Genomic DNA, 21,235 nt, shown 5'->3' with positions numbered 1-21,235 from the left:
TATACTCAATCCTAAAGATGCAGACGCCTTCACATATCGCGGCAATGCTTACGACGATAAAAAGGAATACGATCGCGCCATTGCCGATTACAATCAAGCCCTTCTACTCAATCCTAAATACGCAGGAGTCTTCAACAATCGCGGCCTTGCTTACGACAATAAAAAGGAATACGATCGCGCCATTGCCGATTACAATCAAGCCCTTCTACTCAATCCTAAATATGCAGAAGCCTTCTACAATCGCGGAAATGCTTACAACCATAAAAAAGAATACGATCGCGCCATTGCCGATTTCAATCAAGCCCTTCTACTCAATCCTAAAGATGCAGAAGCCTTCAACAATCGCGGCCTTGCTTATGAACTCAAAGACGACAAATTAAAAGCAATTGAAAGCTATCGCCAAGCTTTAGCCGTCGCTCAAGATCCGCAGGTGAAGGAGTTAGCCCAGCGGAAGCTGAAAGAACTGGAAGGGAAGTAATTTTAAATTTTAGATTAAAACTAGAAAGGATATTCTATTTTACTTAGTCTACTTAATCCCAGCTATGATATAATTAGTCATCCGATTTTGTATATGAGTCTGAGGATGAGACGTTAATTTTATAATCGGTTGAGTTTGAGGGATATTTACGATCGCATAAAATTTGAGATTCTTGAATGAGGATAATCTAAGAAATCAGGATACGGCAATGCCCTTTTTCTACAATGAATCGGGGTAGGGACACGGCAATACCGTGTCCTCTATCATTTCGGTGTCTTAACTAAAGACCGGCCGCACAAACTGCGGCTCCAATTAACCCTACATTATCATTTAAAACCAATCTCACCGGCATCATTTCTAACAGCGAATCCATCCGGCCTTTATGGGTAAAAGCTCGCATAAAACCCCCTTCTTGAATCAGCGGCAAAATCTTAGCAGCAATGCCGCCAGCTACATACAAACCGCCGTAAGGTAAAAGTGATACAGCCATATTTCCCGCCACCGCACCGTAGGCTTCTACAAACATTTGCATTGTTTGTTCCGAAAGCCGATCGCACTTTTTGAGGGCCGCCTGTGCAATTGTCGCCCCCGGATCGACAGTCTTTTCAGTTTTACCGATTTCTGACTCCCATTTTTTGATAACTTCGCCTATCTCCGGCGATTCAGGAGCAAACTTTCTGTCCCGCAAAAACTGGTAAATTGAAACAATCCCTAGTCCCGAAACCACACGCTCGATCGATATTCTTTGAATGTCGTGTTTTGCTAACAAATATTTCAGCAATTCAAACTCCAACTCCGAACGAGGAGCAAAGTCACCGTGCCCCCCTTCCGAAGAAAATACTCTGATGCCATTTGCCTCTGGAATTCCAAAACAATTTCCCAAACCAGTACCCGCACCAATCACAGCAATTGGATCGTGTTGGCGGGGTTTTCCAACTTGCAAAGTGTGCAAATCTCGATCGTCCAAAGCCCACACGCCGTAGCCAACCGCGACAAAATCATTAATTAAACTAACGTGTGATATTCCTAATTCCTGTTCCAGACGCTTCGCCTCCAGCACCCAAGGCAAATTAGTCAGTTTTGCAGTGTTATTAACCACCGGGCCTGCGATCGCAAAACAAGCTTTTTCAGGCAATGGCGCAAAATCCAATTTCATAGCAGCTTCCGTCAAAAACTGCTGCACCATCGGTACTAAATCTGGAAACTCCCCGCTCGGATAGCGAAACTCGTAAAGAGCGTTCATTTCACCGTTAACAGTCCTTTCCACTAAGCGCAAAATTGTCTTAGTTCCGCCAATATCGCCCGCTAATAATAATGCCATAAATCTCTTTTTCCACCAAAGATAACATTCCCCATTTAAACACCGACAGTATTAATTGCCAACCAAGCCCGCAGCACCTCAGCCACAGTCCAAGCTTGAGCCGTGCAGCCCCGCGGCGAGTGGGGGGCGTCGCCCTCAAAAATTTCGCCCAGACTGCCAACTCCGCCGGCTCTTATATGATGTGCCATCGGTTCTAGGAATTCGAGCGCTTGTGCTGGGTCTTTGTATACGTGCAAGTGCGCCAAGACAAACGGGCCAATCAGCCAGCCCCAAACTGTGCCCTGGTGGTAGGCGCTGTCGCGCTGCAATTGGTCGCCTCCGTATACGCCGCGATACTGCGGGTGCTGCGGCGAGAGGCTGCGGAGGCCGACAGAAGTCAGAAGCTGTTGAGCGCAGGCGTCCACCACGCCACGCTGCTGGATGGGCGTCAGTAACGGTGTATAGCGGGTTTCCTGGCGCATCCCCGCTGACAAGGAGTTGGCGGAGTGAGGAGGAATCGAGTCTAGGGGCAGGGAAACGGCGAATATTTGGTTGGGCCGCAGGGAGCTATCGTGTCCGTCTGGGCCGTCCAGAACGTCGTAACAGTAACCAGTTGAGGCGTTCCAGAAGCGAGGGAATCCGGCGGCTGTTCGATCGCCCAATTGCTGGTATTCATTGTGAGGCTTGCCCAATTTTCGAGCAAAACTTGCCATAGCTTGTATAGCATTGTACCAAAGGGCGCTGAGTTCGATCGGCTTACCAATCCGAGGCGTCACCACCCAATCGCCGATTTTCGCGTCCATCCAAGTCAGTTGCACACCCTTTTCGCCGGCGTAGATTAAACCGTCATCGGGATCGAGGCGGATGTTATACCGAGTTCCCTGTATGTGCCAATCAACAATCTCACATAAAGTAGGCCAGAGTTCGCTCAAAAGTTCCTCGTCCCCCGTGACATCGATATAAGCGCGAATTGCCTCAAAGTACCACAGAGTGGCGTCTGCGGTGTTGTATTCCGGTGCGCCGCCCGCATCGGGGAAGCGGTTCGGCAGCATCCCCCGATCGACATACCGCGCAAATGTTCGCAAAATCGATCGCGCAATTTCCCATCGCCCGGTACAGATTGTGAGACCGGGTAGGGCGATCGTCGTGTCGCGCCCCCAGTCGCTGAACCAGGGATATCCGGCGATGATCGTTTTGCCTTGGGATTCCTCCGGTAGCGGGCGGCTGACGATAAATTGGTCGGCGGCTAGCACTAAGTGATTGATCCAGTCGGGAGATTCGCTCACTTTTGACCAGTTTTGCAGCAGTTCTTGATCCGCAGCGCGGCGCACTTCTAAAGCTGTACCGCCGTTGAGTTCGGTATTTTTCTCGGTGCTGGCTATCAATGTGAGAGAACTTCCCGGTGCGATCGTCATGTGAAAAGTCGCCGCGTGCAAGTGATCCTCGCAGTAGTCCAATCCGCGCCGCTTTTCGGCTGCTAGGTCAAATCCGTAATGCCAATTGTATAAAGGCGTAGAAACTCGAAAATTCGCCTCTGGTTCGGCATCCGTCAGCAGGTACAGGGGTACAGACTTGGGAAATGCAGTCACGCAAACCCCGCGTTCTAAGGTCTGTAGGCTCATCTGCCAGTCGCCGGCGCTCGTTGTGTGGTGGTAGTCGCGGTAGTTGACTAGGGCTTTGACAGCGAGGGCGATCGGTTGTGAGGCGCGGTGCAAGCGGTATTGAATATATGTTGTGTTAGCACCTTGCTGCATCCAAATCCGCTTTTCCAGGATAGCGTCGCCGAGAGCAAACCTCCAAACAGGCGTCGTGCCTTCGAGGTGAAAGCTTTCGATGTAGTTGTAGCCGTGGGGTTCCATCGTCGCGTCGGCCCAGCGGTTTGTATAAAGCGGATAGGCGCGATCGTGATACACCGCCGTCTCGTCCAGCTTGGCGAGCATCAAAGTTCGTCCCAGCGGGGGTTTGAGGGCGGCTACCAGCAAGCCGTGATAGCGGCGGGTGAGGAGATTTGCGATCGTCCCGCTAGCATAACCGCCGATCCCGTTTGTGACCAACCACTCGCGAGACTCCGCCGAGTCGAGATTGCAGCAGATTTCCCGTCCAAAAGCCATAACCATAAAATCCACACTCGCGCTGATTTTTTACCTACCTTTAGGTAGATTTTCGACATGATATCAACCAGAAATATTAACGATTCCAGGCCGTTAATTTGGCGATCGCCCCCGCGCCGATTCCTGCTCTAATTTCGGTCTCACCAACCGCTACTTTTGCCCCTTACCCAATTTTCCCCTTTGATGCCTCTGTCTAAAGTTAGTTGTTTGTTATATTAAGTAATATTACCGTCTAAACAGGCGCTGAACGTTAAGGGCAAGCATTTGATAGCGCGTCGGGCGATCGAACTACCAACCTATTTTATAAGGAGAACGGCTCAAAGTGAAGATAGGAGCAAATTACCTCGGCAATAACCAATGTGAATTTACCGTTTGGGCGCCCACCCTCAAACAAATCGCAGTCCAAATTGTTTCCCCAAAAAAACGCCTGATACCCCTGCAACAATCAGCAGAAGGTTATTGGCAAACCACAGCTACAGACATCGAACCAGGAACCCTTTACACTTACCAAATCGAAGGAAAAACCGACCGACCAGACCCAGCCTCAAAATATCAACCCCAAGGCGTACACGCTCCGTCGCAAGTAATAGATCAAAATATTTTTACTTGGACTGACACAAATTGGCAAGGCGTGCCGCTAGCCGAAATGATTATTTACGAACTGCACGTCGGCACATTCACCCAAGCCGGAACATTTGAAGCAATAATTCCCCATCTAAAACAACTTAAAGACTTGGGAATCAACGCCATCGAAATCATGCCAGTAGCCCAATTTCCCGGCGAGCGAAACTGGGGATATGACGGCGTATATCCCTACGCAGTTCAAAACTCCTACGGCAGCCCCGAAGGCTTCAAAACACTCGTCAACGCCTGCCACGAACACGGCATTTCAGTAATTCTCGATGTAGTTTACAACCACCTCGGCCCCGAAGGCAACTACCTCAGTCAATTCGGCCCCTACTTTACATCCAAATACGGCTCAATTTGGGGAGATCCCCTCAACTTCGACGACGCCTACAGCGACGGCGTGCGTAACTACTTTATTGAAAACGCCCTCTACTGGTTTCGAGACTATCACATCGATGCCCTGAGATTAGATGCAATTCAAGCAATATTTGAAGTAGGTGCAAGACCTTTTTTACAAGAACTATCCGATGCCACAGCAGATATTTCCAACGAACTAGGACGGCAACTTTACTTAATAGCCGAAAGTGACTTAAATGATGTCCGCACTATACGTCCCAAAGAACTCGGTGGCTTCGGACTAGACGCCCAATGGTGCGATGATTTCCACCACGCACTGCACGCCTTGCTCACCGGAGAAGACGACCGCTACTACCAAGATTTCGGCAAATGCGAACACTTAGAAAAAGCCTTCAAAGAAAGCTTTGTTTACTCCGGCCAGTACGCCCCCCACAGAAAGCGGAGACACGGCAATTCTGTCAAGGATGAACCGGGTCATAAATTTCTGGTGTTTGCCCAAACCCACGACCAAATCGGCAACCGCATTTTGGGAGACCGACTCTCAAAAATAGTTAACTTTGAAGCATTGAAACTCGCAGCAGGCACTGTCTTAATTTCTCCTTACATTCCCTTCTTTTTTATGGGAGAAGAATACGGAGAAGAAGCACCGTTTTTTTACTTCGTTTCCCACTCGGACGAAAACTTAATTGAAGCTATCCGCAAAGACAAACAACAAGAATTTAAAATCTTTGAAGGCCGAGGCGAGTTTCAAGACCCCCAGAGTCCAGAGACTTTCGATAAGTGTAAGTTAAACTGGGAAAAACAAACCGAAGGCAAACACAAAATCCTTTGGGAATGGCACCAACATCTGATTCAACTGCGGCGGACAATACCAGCCCTTAAAAAACTCGACAAAAACAGTCTAGAAGTGTCCAGCATTGAAGCGGAAAAAATCTTATTTCTACGTCGCTGGACAGATGACAGCCAGATATTCTGCATTCTAAACTTCAACACGCAAGATGTCACTTTTACGGCTACACTGCCCCAAGGCAACGGTCACAAAATTTTAGACTCTGCTGATGAAAAATGGATGGGTTCAGGTTCTAGCTTGCCTGAAAAGATAACTTCAGAGCAAAAATTGACCGTTAAACCGCAGAGTTTCGCACTCTATGAATTAGAGTAATTAAAACGGGAGGCAGAGCCTCCAATACAGGCGTTCCCAGGCAGAGCCTAGGAACAAGCAATAGGAGGCAGAACCTATGTAGTTCCCAGGCTCTGTCGCGGAATCTAGTCCCACAAGAAACGGGAGGCAGAGCCTCTCTCGTTCCCAGGCTCTGCCTGGGAATGCAGTTCAGGAGGCTCTGCCTCCTATATTACAAAAGAAAACCCTAAAAAACTTGGAGTAAAATTAACATGATGAGAATTCCCACAACAACTTATCGGATTCAATTTCATGGAGGTTTTAACTTTGAAGCCGCCAAACAAATCCTTAGCTATCTGGAAGATTTAGGAATTACCGACCTTTACGCTTCACCAATATTTAAAGCCAGAAAAGGCAGCTCTCACGGATACGATGTCGTTGACTCAAATCAGCTCAATCCCGATTTGGGAACATCAGAAAATTTTGAAGCCCTCACATACGAAATCAAGAAACGGAACATGGGATGGCTGCAAGATATTGTTCCGAACCACATGGCTTATGACACTCAAAATTTGCTGCTGTTAGACGTATTGGAACACGGGCCAGATTCCGACTATTTCGATTACTTCGATATTGAATGGAATCACGCTTACGAACATCTCAGGGGTCGAGTGCTGGCTCCGCTGCTGGGGAATTTTTATGGAGAGTGTCTGGAAAATGGCGAGATTCAACTCAAATACAGCGAAATTGGGCTAACCATCAATTATTATAGCTTACAATTGCCAGTAAGAATTGAATCTTATGCTAAATTCATCAGTCATAACTTGGGGCATTTAGCTAGAGAATTAGGCAGACGCCATCCAGATTTTATCAAGTTTTTAGGAATTCTTTATTTAATTAAAAATACACCTTCAGAAACTAAAGGTAAAACCCGATACGATCAGATAGCTTTTGTCAAAGGACTGCTGTGGGAACTCTACAATCAAAATCCCCTTGTACAGGAATTTATCGATGAAAATATCAAAGTTTTTAACGGAGAAAAGGGAAATTCCGAAAGCTTTAATTTGCTAGACGAATTGCTTTCCGAGCAGTTTTACCGTCTGTCTTTCTGGAAAGTGGGGGCAGAGGAAATTAATTACCGAAGGTTTTTTACAGTAAACGAACTTATTTCGGTAAAAGTTGAAGAGATTAAAGTTTTTCACAAAAACCACGCTCTGATATTCGACATGGTTGATGAGGGAAAGTTTACTGGATTGAGAATCGACCACATCGATGGACTGTACGACCCCACAGAATATTTGAAACGCCTCCGAGAGAAAGTCGGAGACACTTATATTACTGTTGAAAAGATTCTGGAACACGAAGAAGATTTGCCGTCATATTGGCCGATTGAGGGAACTAGCGGCTACGACTTTTTGAATTACGTAAACGGCGTTTTTTGTCGGTGCGATCGCGAGCAGCAATTTACCGAAATATATCAGAGATTTACTCGCTTGACCGTTCCCTACGAACAGTTGTTTTTAGATAAAAAAGGACTGATTGTTGAGAAAAATTTGGCGGGAGATGTAGACAATCTAGCTCAACTTTTGAAGAATATTTCCGGTCAATCGAGACAGGGAAATGACTTTACTCGTCCCGGTTTGGAAAAAGCATTGGCGGCTGTTTTGACAATTTTTCCAGTCTACCGAACTTACATCAATCAAGACGGTTTGAGAGAGTCCGATCGCACTTACGTAAAATATGCGATCGCCCATGCCAAAGAACAAGCACCCAGACTCCTCAAGGAACTTAAATTTATCGAAACGGTGCTGTTACTGGAAGAAGAAGAAACCCTAACACCCGAACAAAAAGAGCAGCGCCGGCACTTTGTAATGAAACTCCAGCAGTTGACAGGCCCATTAATGGCAAAAGGCGTGGAAGACACGCTTTTATACGTCTACTATCGACTTTTATCCCTCAACGAAGTGGGAGGAAATCCCAGTCAGTTCGGCGTGTCGCTGGGAGATTTTCACGAGTTCAACCAACAGCAGCAAGCAGCTTGGCCACACAAAATGAATGCGACAGCTACCCACGATACCAAACGTGGCGAAGATGTGCGAGCCAGAATAAACGTTTTGTCAGAAATTCCCGATGAATGGGAACAGCAAGTCAGGTCTTGGAGAGAGGTAAACTCTTCTAAGAAAGTCAACTTTGTGAATCGAATGGTTCCAGATACTAATGACGAATACTTCCTGTACCAAACTCTGCTAGGCAGTTTTCCCTTTGAGGGAATTGAAAACACTGATTATGTCGATCGCCTGAAAGATTATGTGATTAAAGCTGTCCGCGAAGCCAAAGTTTATACGGCTTGGCTGAGACCGGATAACGACTACGAAGCTGGTTTTATGACCTTTGTCGATAGCGTTCTCGAAACTTCGGAACAAAATCAGTTTCTCAACAAATTTACACCTTTCTGGAAAAAAGTAGCTAATTACGGAATTTTCAATTCTTTATCTCAAACGCTGCTGAAAATCACGGCTCCGGGTGTTCCCGACATTTATCAAGGGACGGAATTCTGGGATTTAAGCCACGTCGATCCAGATAACCGCCGTCCCGTAGATTTTGAGCGCAGAATCGAGGTTTTGCGGGAAATTAAAGAGCAAGCTCAGACGGATATTTTGCAACTAATTGAAGATTTGATTGCGACGCGAGAAGACGCGAGAATTAAGTTGTTTTTGACGGCAAGAGCCCTAGAAGCGAGAAAAAAATACTTGCAAGTTTTTCAATCAGGCGATTATCTGCCCCTGGAAGCAGTTGGCACGTTTAAAGATAATGTTGTTGCCTTTGCCAGAAGCTTTGGAGAGACTACCGTTATTGTCATTGCTCCCCGGTTTTTGACGGGAATTGTCAAACCGGAAGAAATGCCGATCGGCAAACAAGTCTGGAAAGATACTAATTTGAAATTATCCGAGGAAATGCCGTCGGTTTGGAAAGATGCAATTACAAATCAGGCGGTAGAAAGTAACGGTACTTTGGCAATTGGTGACGCTCTGAGTTACTTTCCGGCAGCTCTGCTGATCGGTAAAAAATAGCAATTAAATAGTCTGCCATGGCGGACTTTGTACAGCTAGCGGCAGGTTTCGACCTGTCGCTTTTTTAGTTATAATCATAGCAGGAAAGCAATCTTAGTAGCGGGAGGAATAGCAAAATGCGATCGCTCGTCAAAACCGAAACCAGTACCGAAACCAGACTCTCTTGGTGGGCTTACCTATTTGTCCTAGACGAATTCATTGCCGAAGCAGATGCTACTATCAACGGCCCAGCAGCTTACAATAATACACCTCCAGCACTGTCCGATCGCGATCGAGCCTTTTTACTTTCAGTCATGGAAAACCCGCCAGCACCGTCTGAAGGATTGCTCGCATTATTTGCAGATTATTAAACAAAACAGTAAAGCGAGTGAATTGGACTATTAGCCGTCTAGAAGATATAAACCGAAGCACGAGCAGTCTTAGAAAAGACCCATTTAATTCGGGAAATACAGAATTAGATGCTTATCTCAAACGATATGCAAAGCAGAACGATCGCCTCGGTACTGCTAGAACTTTTGTAGCTTTAGCAGGTGAAGATAACTACACAATAGCAGGCTATTATGCTGGCAGCGCTAATTTACTCGATCGTACCCAGCTACCACCTAACTTGCGAGAAAATCTCCCCAACTATCCCCCTCCTGCTATGCTAGTTGGGAAACTTGCAGTCGATCGATCAATGCAAGGTAGAGGCTTGGGGAAGCGGTTACTGCGCCATGCCTTCGAGAATGCACTGAATTTATCCCAAAATATGGGAATTTATGCTGTCAGGGTAGATGCTATTGACGAACAAGCTAAAGAATTTTACAAAAGGTGCGGTTTCTTGGAGTACCAAGATAGTCCTTTTTCACTGTTTATTCTGATGAGTACAATTAAACAAGCAGCAAATGGGTAGGTCTCTAACTCATGACTCTAACTGATAAATTTTACTTTTATTTTGAAGCCGATCGACCGATCGCCCCTACCAACCAAACAAAATTTATACAACAAAGACGGCAAACACAACACAACGTATACGGTTTGCCACAATACCCGAATCGATCGCACACCGTACATTAGGAAGAGTAAAGAAAAGCAGTCAACAACTGTAGCGGTGCAAGCCTCACGGATGCAACCGTCCCCCAACAGGTTCGGTAAATACCCCTTCATCGCAAGGTCTACCGCCCGCAGTATAGAGATAAGCACCCTATCGAAGACTGTATTAAAGCAGGACTCACTACCCGTAAACCGCGAGGTAAAATGGCAGTCCTGAATAACCAGACTATCGCACAGATAAAACACCAAAATTTTGTAGAGATTGGAGCCGGAACACCCCTATGGGAAAAGTAGTTGGAATTGACTTAGGTACGACAAACTCCTGCGTCGCAGTTATGGAAGGCGGCAAACCCACCGTCATAGCCAACGCCGAGGGGGGTCGCACCACACCTTCTGTAGTAGCATATGCTAAAAATGGGGATCAACTTGTCGGACAAATCGCCAAGCGTCAAGCCGTGATGAACGCCGAAAACACCTTTTACTCAGTAAAACGGTTTATCGGGCGTAGGGTTGATGAAGTAACCCACGAAACCACTGAAGTTTCCTACAAAGTTCTCAAAGTCGGCAACAGCCTCAAACTAGACTGTCCCGCCCGCGGCAAGCAATTTGCCCCAGAAGAAATTTCTGCACAAGTTCTTCGGAAACTCGTAGAAGACGCCAGCAAATACCTCGGCGAAACTGTTACCCAAGCGGTAATTACTGTTCCCGCTTACTTCAACGACTCCCAGCGCCAAGCTACGAAAGACGCAGGAAAAATTGCCGGTATAGAAGTGCTGCGGATTATTAACGAACCTACAGCAGCAGCTTTAGCTTACGGGTTAGATAAAAAGAGCAACGAAACCATCCTCGTATTTGACTTAGGTGGCGGTACTTTCGACGTATCTATTCTCGAAGTAGGCGACGGCGTATTTGAAGTGCTAGCAACTTCTGGAGACACTCACCTCGGCGGTGACGACTTCGACAAAAAAATTGTTGATTTCATCGCTAATGAATTCCAAAGAGCCGAAGGAATTGACCTCCGCAAAGACAAACAAGCCCTGCAACGCCTGACGGAAGCAGCCGAAAAAGCCAAGATTGAGCTTTCGAGCGTTACCCAAGCAGAAATCAACCTGCCGTTTATTACCGCGACTCAAGACGGGCCAAAACACTTGGACACGACTTTGACGCGGGGCAAGTTTGAAGAACTCTGTTCCGATTTGATCGATCGCTCCCGCATCCCCGTAGAAAATGCGATCCGCGACGCCAAATTAGACAAATCTGCAATTAATGAAGTCGTCTTAGTTGGTGGTTCTACGCGCATTCCTGCGGTGCAAGAACTGGTCAAAAAACTCCTTGGCAAAGACCCCAACCAAACCGTAAACCCGGACGAAGTGGTCGCAGTCGGTGCAGCAATTCAAGCAGGCGTACTCTCCGGCGAAGTCAAAGACATCCTGTTGCTCGACGTTACTCCGCTGTCTCTCGGCGTCGAAACCTTGGGTGGCGTGATGACCAAAATCATTCCCCGCAACACCACTATTCCTACCAAGAAGTCGGAAACTTTCTCGACTGCTGTAGACGGTCAAACAAACGTGGAAATTCACGTTTTGCAAGGCGAACGGGAAATGGCCAATGATAACAAGGATTTGGGAACCTTCCGCTTAGATGGAGTTCCACCGGCCCCCCGTGGCGTACCTCAAATTGAAGTTACTTTCGATATCGATGCTAACGGTATTTTGAATGTAGCTGCTAAGGATAAAGGTACTGGCAAGGAGCAATCGATTAGCATTACTGGTGCTTCTACTTTGCCCAGCAATGAAGTCGATCGCATGGTGAAGGAAGCCGAATCGAATGCTTCTGCTGACAAAGAGCGTCGCGAAAGGATCGATCGCAAAAACCAAGCTGATTCTCAAGCCTATCAAATCGAGAAGCAGTTGGCAGAATTGGGCGATAAAGTTCCCGCTGATGACAAAACTAAGATTGAAGGGTTGCTTAAAGACTTGCGATCCGCGATCGAGAGTGAAGATGACGATCGCATCAAGACACTGACAACAGAGTTGCAGCAAGCATTCTACGCTGTCAGCAGCAACCTGTACCAGCAAGCAGGCGGCCCAACTGATGGCCCTGGCGGCCCTGGCGGCTATGGAGACGGCGGCCCCACTGGTGGCGACGACGTGATTGACGCCGACTTCACAGAAGGCAACAAATAACAGGCTAAATTAAAAGCCCCCAGCTAGAAGCAAGAAACCCGGTTTTGAACAGAAACCGGGTTTCTCTGTATTCGGACTTGTATGATGTTAAATTTTGTAGGGGCGGGTTCACCAAAAATAATTGCCAATAATCGACAATCTCATCAACCCGCCCCCGCCCGCGATATAAAAGCGGTATTTAAGCCGGAATGAATATTGTATTGCAATCAGGAGTAATCTAAATGTCTCGTTCTCCCCTACAAAATTCCTCCCCAAATACTCCCAGCCCATCTCATATTGCATCCTTGCGCCGACTCCGCCGCATCAGCCATTTACTAGACAACGCAATTCCCATTCCCGGCACAAAATACCGCATCGGACTCGATCCGATACTGGGACTTATACCGGGCGGCGGCGATTTAATCAGTTCAATTTTTGCAGGCTATGTTGTCTTCAAATCCGCTCAAATGGGAGTGCCTCAAGAGACTTTAGTAAAAATGGCAGCTAATATCGTATTTGATACAGTTGCTGGTACTGTACCGGTAGCCGGAGATTTGTTAGATGTTGCTTGGAAAGCTAATGTCAAAAATATAGAATTGCTGGATGCTCATTTAGGTTCCCCTGAACAAGGCAAAAAAGCCGATTGGCTATTTGTGGCGGCGCTGTTATTGGGTTTAATTTTAATTGTCGGAGGTGTTATTTTCTTGAGTGTGATGCTTTTTGGGTTGCTATTTCAATTAATTACAGGGCGTTAAATTGGGTTTAACGCTCCAGATAAATTCCTCTCTTTATGTCATTCATAGTGATAGCATATAATCGGGAAGCTTCTCCTTGAAACTCCTTTTTGAGGATGATTGCGAACCGAAACACAACATCTGGCTTTAATTATCCATAGGGTGCGTTGCTTTTTTTGATGCCTTACTAAAGAGCAAATATTTCACATATCCGTAGATTACAAACAGGGCGATTGGAAAAAAAACAAACTGTTTTTTCGCAGCAATACTTAATAATAAGAGGAGTATTAGCTACAAAAAAACAGTGACTGCAATCAATGTTCAATAAATAAATACTAAAGTGTGTCTGGGTTTAAAAATTCAACCAACCCCTACTAATAAAAGTTCTGATCCTCTTACCAAGAAGAGATATGTGGCAGAAATCTGAGATATTGCAGCATTCTCAACAACAGGCAAGATGCCTGTTCCACAAGAGAATTCACTCTGGATATTAAAAAATATATCTTAAGGGGATTGACAAAATTTATTAAATACATATTTAATAATCAATTTTCTTTGAAACTAGGAATTGACCAGGAATTTCAAAGGTGGTACCCGCCACGTGATGTATCTCGCGCAAATCAATCCAAAATCGAAAATCCTTGCGTCCCCCGCATTTATCCGTCGGGTCGCCTCTAAAATCTAAAATCTAAAATCTAAAATCTAAAATCGATTGACCGGCTCGCCCTTGAGTCCGATATAGTGATATAATCCAGACTATAATATCAAATTGATATAAATGCTTGAATTATCAGCACTTGGACTGCTACAGTTGCAACCCCTGCACGGCTATCGGCTAAAGCAAAAACTGGAGCTGTTTATGAGCAGTTGCATCAGCGTCAACTATGGAGCGATTTACCCGCTGCTGAAGCGCTTGGAAGAGCGAGGGGAGATTTCGGTAATAGCCGAAGAAGCCGGAGATGCGGGCTGTCCGCGCAAAATCTACGGAATTACCCCCAAAGGGCGCGAACTGTGGCGGCAAAAAATGCTCGAACACCCTCAAGAAAGCTGGGTTAACAGTGGTTCCCGGTTCCAAATCAAGTTTTTCTTTTTTGGCGACTTAGAACCGGCAGAACGGCTGAAGCTATTGGAACACCGCTTGCGAGCCTGTTACACCAGGCAAGACTACATCGAAAGCCTCAAGAGCGAATATCCACTAACCGACGACTATCAATTCGCTTCTCGCGATCGCTGCAAGTCAGTGCTGGCCTCAGAGATTGAGTGGTTAACCGAGCAACTAGCCAAGGAAAAAAGCGCGATCGCCCGAGTGCGTGACTCCCCAACCTCCGCTGAATCCGCTGAATCCAAGGGAAAATCCTTCCAACTCACCCACTCAGGTGACTCGTAAGAAGGATGTGCAATCATTCCTGCCATCGTAACTTTTGAGAAATAACAAGAAGCTTTCCTAAAAATAATCACCCCTAGGCTTGGCTAACTGTGATGAGACTAAAGCCCTGCACATACCCCAACCCCATTAAAAAGAGACTTTCCCGATTCCATCCTGTTTAAAATCCCTTGTCATTATTCCCCCTTGTTGGAGGGGAACGCCGGAGAATCAAAGATTTCGCCCAAGTCTCAGTCAGAAGTTAAAAAAAATCTAAGTGGTGCTGCCCATGAGTTATTCTAAATCCCCAGAATCCGTCGTTGAAACAGAAGAGCAAAAACCTGCCACACCCGAACTGCACCCAACCGATGCAGACAGCGATCTACCAGAGGATTTTCCCGCCGTTGTCGATCGCCCGGAACCTGTTGCTAAACCACGATCGCGCTGGCCCCTAATTGCCGCGCTCGCGATCGCCACAGGCGCAGCAGGTTTCGGCTGGTACTCGTGGCAATCAGGCCAGACTCGCGCACCGCAACAGGCAGCCGCCGCCCAACCCCCAGGCATACCAGTCAAGATCGCAGCCGTACAAACCAGCTCAGTCGAAGATGCTTCCGAATTTGTTAGCAGCTTAGAAGCCAAGCGTTCGGTACAAATCAAACCCGAAGCAGAAGGGCTAGTCACGGAGATTTTTGTCAAAGCCGGCGACTTCATAAATCAAGGGCAAGCCATCGCCCGCATGAAAAGCGACAGCGCCCAAGCGGACTTGAGGCAATCCCAAGCCAACCTGATCCGCGCTCAATCCCACTTAGCCGAATTGCAAGCAGGAGCCAGGCCCGAAGAAATCGCCCAAGCTCAAGCCCAAGTCGCCCAAGCCCAAGCCAACCTCGCCCAACTGCGATCGGGCTCTCGGCCAGAAGAAATTGGTCAAGCCCAAGCCCGCGTTAGCCAAGCTGAAGCCGACCTCGCCGACGCCCAAACAGGTAGCCTCTTAGAAGAAATCGCCCAAGCAAGAGCGCAAATAGAAGCAAGCACAGCCGAAGCAAAGTTAGCCAGCCAGCAACTTGCCAGATATGAGGCCTTGGCAAAAGAAGGTGCAGAATCCGCGAACACCCTTGAGCAATACACCCAAAAAGAAGGCAGCGCCAAAGCCAATCTCCGAGAAGCTCAAAGGCGGTTTGAGCAGCGACAAAAGAACAGACAAGCCGAGATCGAGCGTCGCACAGCAGCCTTGCAACAGCAGCGGCAAGCTTTGCGACAATTGCAAAACGGTTCGCGCCCAGAGGAAATAGCTGCATCCGAAGCAGAAGTCGCACAAGCCAAGAGTAGATTAGCCCAGTTAGCCAACGGCACCCGCCAAGAACAGCTCGATCAAGCTGAAGCGCAAGTTGCCCAGGCCGCGGCTCAAGTGCGCGGCTTTGAAGTACAACTACAAGAAACTGCGGTCATCGCCCCCTTCGCAGGAGTCATCGGCGACATACCAGTGAAAGTAGGTGATTACTTGCAAAAAGGCAACGCTATCGCCACCCTGACAGAGAACCAATTGCTAGACTTGCGGTTATCAATTCCTTTGGAACGGATGCCTCAATTACGCTTAGGGTTGCCAGTACAAATGCTCGATGCTCAAGGTAAGGCGATCGCGATCGGTCAAATCAGTTTTATCTCCCCCAACGTCAGCGCCAATTCCCAAACAATTTTAGCTAAAGCCACCTTTCCCAACCCCACCGGCGAACTACTTAATCTCCAGTTTGTAAAAGCTAAAGTCATCTGGAAACAGAACCCCGGAATTTTAGTTCCAGTAACAGCAGTTACTCGTTTAGGGGGGGAAACTTTTGTCTTCACAGCTCAACAGCCGGAACAGCCAAAACCTGGAATGCCACCTTTAGTAGCGCGGCAAAAGCCCGTGAAATTGGGAGCCATTCAGGGGAATAATTATCAAGTTATCGAAGGTTTGAAAGCCGGCGAAAAAATTGTTACCGCAGGCATCCTTAACCTGACAGACGGCGCTCCCATTATGGCTCAAGAGGAAGGGAAAGGAGCAGGGGAAAAATTACCATTAGCAAGCCAAAAATAAGGTAGGTTGTTGCGCTTTAGCGCTCTTAATAGGTAAATTAAGAGCGCTAAAGGGCAACTACGTACCTTACGTGAAACTACTTGATTGCTCCGCTCTAAAAAAGGGGGCTATTTTAATTTTTGACGCAAGTGCAATTAGGAATTAGCAATTATCAACTAACAACTACCCATTACCCAAATAATGTTTGCAGATTTCTTTATTAAACGACCAGTCTTTGCTAGCGTCTGCGCCTTAATTATTGTTTTGGTAGGCGCAATAAGCATTCCCACATTGCCGATCGAACGCTTCCCCGACATCAGCCCCACCCAAATCAACGTCACAGCCAACTATAGCGGTGCCAATGCTGAAGTTGTCGAAAATGCGGTAACAAACATCCTAGAAAGGCAAATCAACGGCATTGAAGGACTGAAATATCTAACTTCCAGTAGCACTAACAGTGGAACTAGCACCATTACAGCCACCTTTGATACTTCCCGCGACAAAGATATCGCCGCCGTCGATGTGCAGAATCGAGTTGCAGTCGCTCAGCCACAACTCCCCGATGCCGTACAACGCACAGGAGTTACAGTTACAAAACAATCTAACAGCCTACTGCTGGCTATAGGATTATTTACCGAAAATAAAGAATACGATACCATATTTTTAAGCAACTACGCCGACCTCTATTTAGCAGACACTTTAAAGAGAGTAAAAGGCGTGGGCGACGTGCGAATTTTTGGGGAAAGACGCTATGCTATGCGCCTGTGGATCGATCCCAATAAATTAGCGGCTCGTAATCTAACAATGCAAGATGTAACAAGAGCAATTAACGAACAAAACTTGCAAGTTGGAGTAGGAAGAATTGGTCAAGAACCCGCCCCAGAAGGGCAAATGTATCAGATTGATTTGAGTGCAGAAAGTCGTCTCAAAAGCCCCACAGAATTTGAAGACCTAGTTATTAAAAGCGAAGCAAATGGAACTTTAGTTAAGTTAAAAGATGTCGGTAGAGCAGAATTAGGAGCAGAAAATTATAACTCTTTTCTGCGATTTCGAGGGAATGACGCGGTGGGTTTAGGGATTTACCAATTACCCGGAAGTAATGCTCTAAATGTTGCCCAAGCCGTCAAAGCAGAAATGGAGAAATTAGCGAAAAACTTCCCTCCGGGGGTGATACATAGAACCGCACTAGATACGACTCAATTTGTCCAAGAGTCAATGGCAGAAGTAGTCAAAACTCTGTTTGAAGCAGTCTTGCTAGTGGTGATAGTTATTTTTGTTTTCCTGCAAGATTGGCGCACTACGATTATTCCCACCCTCACAATACCCATTTCCTTGATTGGGACATTTGCTTTTATCAAAGCATTCGGATTTACGATTAACAGTTTGTCTCTATTTGGTCTTACCTTAGCAACAGGTTTAGTGGTTGATGACGCTATCATCGTAGTCGAAAATATTGACCGTCTAGTCCGCCAAGGTATGAATGCCCGCCAAGCAGCTTCCGAGTCAATGCGGGAACTTTTTAGTGCTGTAATTGCCACTTCCTTAGTATTGATGGCCGTGTTCGTACCCGTGGCATTTTTCCCTGGGACAACGGGAGCACTCTATAAACAATTTGCCCTGACAATTGCTTTTTCAGTGCTGCTTTCTACCTTTATGGCGGTTACTCTTACTCCCTCACTTGCCGCTATATTACTGCGCCCAGGTAAGAAGTTTGGCGGCCCGTTGGGTTGGGTTTTTAACCGGATTAATATTTTTCTTGATTGGATGCAAAAGAAATATAGAGAGTCCTTAATATTCTTAACACGATTTAAAACCCTTGTTACCCTGTTGTTTATTGCTTCTCTGGGATTCACCGCTTGGCTTTATTTAGCAGTACCAACAGCATTTATCCCAGAGGAAGACCAGGGCTATTTTCTGACAATTATTCAAGGGCCTCAAGGCGTTTCGCTGCAATACACCCAGCAGGTGATGGATGGAGTTGAACAAGAAATCCTCAATGTTCCTGAAGTGGTGGGTACTTTTTCGGTAGGTGGCTTTGGTTTTAGTGGTAATAGTTCCAACCAGGGGATTATATTTACTACCCTTAAACCCTGGAAAGAAAGGAAAGGTGAAGCTCAAACCGTACAAGCGATTATTGGTAAATTGCAGGGTAAGTTTTTCGCGATTCCAGAAGCGAGAATTTTCCCGGTGAATCCGCCGGCTATTCAAGGTTTAGGTCAATTTGGCGGCTTCCAATTTCAATTGCAAGACCGCAAAGGGAACAGCGGTTTAGATTCTCTAGTTCAGGCGATGGGCGGGATTTTAAAGCAGGCGAATCAGACGCCCGGATTGCAGGCGGTATTTAGTACGTTTGCTGCGAATACGCCTCAGTTACTTGTGGAAGTTGACCGCAATCGAGCTAAGGCTCTAGATATTCCGATTAATGATGTTTTCAGTACGTTACAAACGGCTCTTGGTTCTCAGTATGTGAATGATTTTAATCTGCAGCAGCGCAATTATCGGGTGTATGTTCAGGCGGATAAACAGTTTCGTGATAACCCTGAAGATATTGGGAAATTGTATGTCCGCTCTGGAAAAAATGAAATGATTTCTTTGAGCAATTTGGTGAAAATAACTCCGGTGGTGGGAGCGCAAACTGTTAACCACTACAATTTATATAGGTCAATTGAAATTAGTGGCTCCCCGGCTCCGGGCTCGAGTTCTGGACAGGCGATAAAATTGATGGAAAAGGTGTCGGCTGAAGTTTTGCCGTCGGGTTTTGGATATGAATGGTCGGGGAGTTCTTTAGAAGAAATTGAGTCGGGGGGTCAAGCACCAATTATTTTTGGTTTGGGGCTGATTTTTGTGTTCTTGGTTTTGGCTGCTCAGTACGAAAATTATGTCGATCCTTTCATTATTTTGCTATCGGTTCCTCTAGCGATTTTAGGTGCACTTTTAGCTCAGTCGTTGCGGGGGTTGGCGAATGATGTTTATTGCCAGATTGGTTTGGTGATGTTGATTGGATTGGCAAGTAAAAATGCGATTTTAATTGTGGAGTTTGCTAACCAGTTGCGGGAGCAGGGATATTCAATTACTAAGGCAGCAGTGGAGGCTTCTCAAGAGCGTTTACGACCGATTTTGATGACTTCTCTATCATTTATTTTGGGGATTGCTCCCCTAATTAACCCGGAAGGTGCGGGGGCTGCAAGTCGTAGATCGCTAGGGAATGCGATCGCGGGGGGGATGGTTGTTTCTACTTTCTTGAGTTTGTTTATGGTGCCGGTGCTGTATGTGGTCATTGTCTCGACTCGCGATCGCTTTCGGAAGCGCGATCGATTAACAAATCTACCCGGTGATGGTACAACTTTGAACGGCAAAACGACTCCAGGCGAGGAGGTTGAACGCGATAAAGTATCGCCGCTGTAGTGGGTAATTAGTTCCTTTAACTATCCGGTTAGTGGTTATTGTTGCAAAATATCCGACTATCTGTGCCACGGGCTTTTTGATTGTTGCGACGCTGTGCGGTAACTCTCGGAGAAGATTTTTTGTACAGGTAGCGATCGCCCCCCATCGTGCAATAATGATATGACTTGCACAAAAGCTCTATTAGTAGGTAAATCTTGCCTACCTTACCGCTACATATAGCGTCTCAACTGTCAACCCGTGCTAGTTATCAATTAAACCGGCTGTTGCACTACACAAATTTTTTCTAATGGCTGAAGTCCCCCTAAATCCCGCAGAACTTGCAGAAGCCCTCAACGGCTTTACCGATATCAATTTCCAATTGCCAGACCCCGAAGACGAACAAATACCAGACTTTGATTTTGACAATCAGGTTGACAATGCCTGGAAAGTGTGCGATCGCTTCGACTTGCAAACCGACATCTGGCGGGGACGCATTCTCCGAACAGTCCGAGACAGAGAAAAAAAAGGCGGCGAAGGACGCGGTACAGGGTTTTTGAACTGGCTCAAAGAAAGAGAAATTGGCAAAAGTCAAGCCTATTCTTTGATAGAATTAGCTAATAGTGCCGACACTCTGATTCAGCAAGGAGATTTAGACCCAGATTCCATTAGAAACTTCAGCAAAAGAGCCTTTGTAGAAACAGCCAAAGCATCTCCCGAAGTCCAGCAAATGGTAACAGATGCCGCAGCAAATGGCGATCGCATCACCCGCCGCGAAGTCAAACAACTCTCCGACGAATGGATGGCAATGAACTCAGATTTATTGCCAGAAGAAGTCAAAGAAAAAGCATCTACAGGTTCTCTACCTTCCCGCTACCTCGCTCCTTTAGTGAAAGAAATGGAGAAACTCTCTCCATCTCACCAAAGCGAAATTCAAAAAGAAGTAGCAGAAAATCCCGACGTAGATACTGTTAAACAGCTAACATCCGACGCCAAGAACTTATCAAAATATCTCGACGCCGCCGCCCAAGTGCAAGCTCTCAATCAGTCTCACTTAGATATGGAAATGGCCTTAGAAGAATCTTTGCGAGTAGGCTGTTTGGGAACCACCGCCGACGTTGTAAAACAAGCCGCACAGCTAGAACAAGCAGTAGTCAAACTCTACACCATTTGGAAACGCTTAGGCAGTTTGGCAGATAGATTGTACGTGGATACAGGAGCAAGCACACCCAATTTGCGGTTGCTTTTGGGATGCTTGGACAGTCTTTCGGGAGAAAAGATTGAAGTGGATTTCGGAGACGGAGAACGCTCTATTCGCTTGCAAATTTTCAGCGAATAGCTCAACTTTGACCGCAGATAAAAGCCAACATCACGGCTCATTATCTGCGTCGATTCCTGTTCATCTGCGGTTAAAATTTTTGATTTTTTCCAAAGATATCGGGGATG

The 21,235-nt window shown here is 46.4% G+C and carries 14 protein-coding genes; 12 read left to right on the top strand and 2 right to left on the bottom strand.

The features are described from left to right. Positions 1-478 (top strand): tetratricopeptide repeat protein (locus tag QUA88_RS03910; RefSeq protein ID WP_333270335.1); only part of this gene is annotated, 478 nt, incomplete at its 5' end. Between the two features lie 280 nt (positions 479-758). Here the strand turns inward: QUA88_RS03910 and QUA88_RS03905 are convergent. Together QUA88_RS03905 and QUA88_RS03900 are read right to left on the bottom strand one after the other, a co-directional pair. After that, positions 759-1,799: a glucokinase gene (locus QUA88_RS03905; protein WP_333270333.1), complete on the bottom strand. Its 1,041-nt coding sequence runs from the start codon at positions 1,797-1,799 to the stop codon at positions 759-761. A 35-nt stretch (positions 1,800-1,834) separates the two neighbouring features. After that, positions 1,835-3,895 (bottom strand): amylo-alpha-1,6-glucosidase, encoded by a 2,061-nt coding sequence (locus QUA88_RS03900; protein ID WP_333270330.1) that lies wholly within the window; start codon positions 3,893-3,895, stop codon positions 1,835-1,837. 316 nt (positions 3,896-4,211) lie between these two features. Here QUA88_RS03900 and treZ point away from each other — a divergent pair, with 316 nt between their 5' ends. The 11 genes from treZ (at position 4,212) to QUA88_RS03845 (ending at position 21,128) form a co-directional block, all read left to right on the top strand. Continuing rightward, positions 4,212-6,035, top strand: coding sequence for a malto-oligosyltrehalose trehalohydrolase (gene treZ, locus QUA88_RS03895; protein ID WP_333270327.1), 1,824 nt, complete (start codon positions 4,212-4,214; stop codon positions 6,033-6,035). A 233-nt stretch (positions 6,036-6,268) separates the two neighbouring features. Then, entirely contained in the window at positions 6,269-9,064 is a 2,796-nt protein-coding gene (treY, locus tag QUA88_RS03890) for a malto-oligosyltrehalose synthase (RefSeq protein ID WP_333051832.1), read from the top strand. 116 nt (positions 9,065-9,180) lie between these two features. Then, complete coding sequence (locus QUA88_RS03885) at positions 9,181-9,414, top strand: hypothetical protein (protein WP_333028250.1); 234 nt, start codon at positions 9,181-9,183, stop codon at positions 9,412-9,414. Between the two features lie 17 nt (positions 9,415-9,431). Further along, a complete protein-coding gene (locus QUA88_RS03880; protein ID WP_333051494.1) occupies positions 9,432-9,956 on the top strand; it encodes a GNAT family N-acetyltransferase in 525 nt (174 codons plus the stop codon). An 11-nt stretch (positions 9,957-9,967) separates the two neighbouring features. Further along, the gene (locus tag QUA88_RS03875) at positions 9,968-10,120 is read left to right on the top strand and encodes a hypothetical protein (protein WP_333231314.1); all 153 of its coding nucleotides are present in this window, start codon (positions 9,968-9,970) and stop codon (positions 10,118-10,120) included. A 257-nt stretch (positions 10,121-10,377) separates the two neighbouring features. Then, complete coding sequence (dnaK, locus tag QUA88_RS03870) at positions 10,378-12,282, top strand: molecular chaperone DnaK (protein ID WP_333231312.1); 1,905 nt, start codon at positions 10,378-10,380, stop codon at positions 12,280-12,282. A 221-nt stretch (positions 12,283-12,503) separates the two neighbouring features. Next, complete coding sequence (locus QUA88_RS03865; protein ID WP_333259606.1) at positions 12,504-13,016, top strand: DUF4112 domain-containing protein; 513 nt, start codon at positions 12,504-12,506, stop codon at positions 13,014-13,016. Between the two features lie 757 nt (positions 13,017-13,773). After that, positions 13,774-14,382 carry a PadR family transcriptional regulator gene (locus tag QUA88_RS03860; protein WP_333051502.1) on the top strand — a complete coding sequence of 203 codons (609 nt, stop codon included), beginning with the start codon at positions 13,774-13,776 and terminating at the stop codon, positions 14,380-14,382. 265 nt (positions 14,383-14,647) lie between these two features. Beyond that, positions 14,648-16,429, top strand: a complete 1,782-nt coding sequence (locus tag QUA88_RS03855; RefSeq protein ID WP_333209262.1) for an efflux RND transporter periplasmic adaptor subunit — start codon at positions 14,648-14,650, stop codon at positions 16,427-16,429. Between the two features lie 180 nt (positions 16,430-16,609). Then, positions 16,610-19,813 carry an efflux RND transporter permease subunit gene (locus tag QUA88_RS03850; protein WP_333051505.1) on the top strand — a complete coding sequence of 1,068 codons (3,204 nt, stop codon included), beginning with the start codon at positions 16,610-16,612 and terminating at the stop codon, positions 19,811-19,813. 286 nt (positions 19,814-20,099) lie between these two features. Beyond that, positions 20,100-21,128 carry a hypothetical protein gene (locus QUA88_RS03845; RefSeq protein WP_333209264.1) on the top strand — a complete coding sequence of 343 codons (1,029 nt, stop codon included), beginning with the start codon at positions 20,100-20,102 and terminating at the stop codon, positions 21,126-21,128. Positions 21,129-21,235 lie beyond the last annotated feature (107 nt).

This window comes from Microcoleus sp. D3_18_C2 (genome assembly GCF_036702395.1).
Classification (GTDB): Bacteria; Cyanobacteriota; Cyanobacteriia; order Cyanobacteriales; family Microcoleaceae; genus Microcoleus.
The sequence above is the reverse complement of the archived record's forward strand: the minus strand, read 5'-3'. Positions and strand labels throughout refer to the sequence as shown.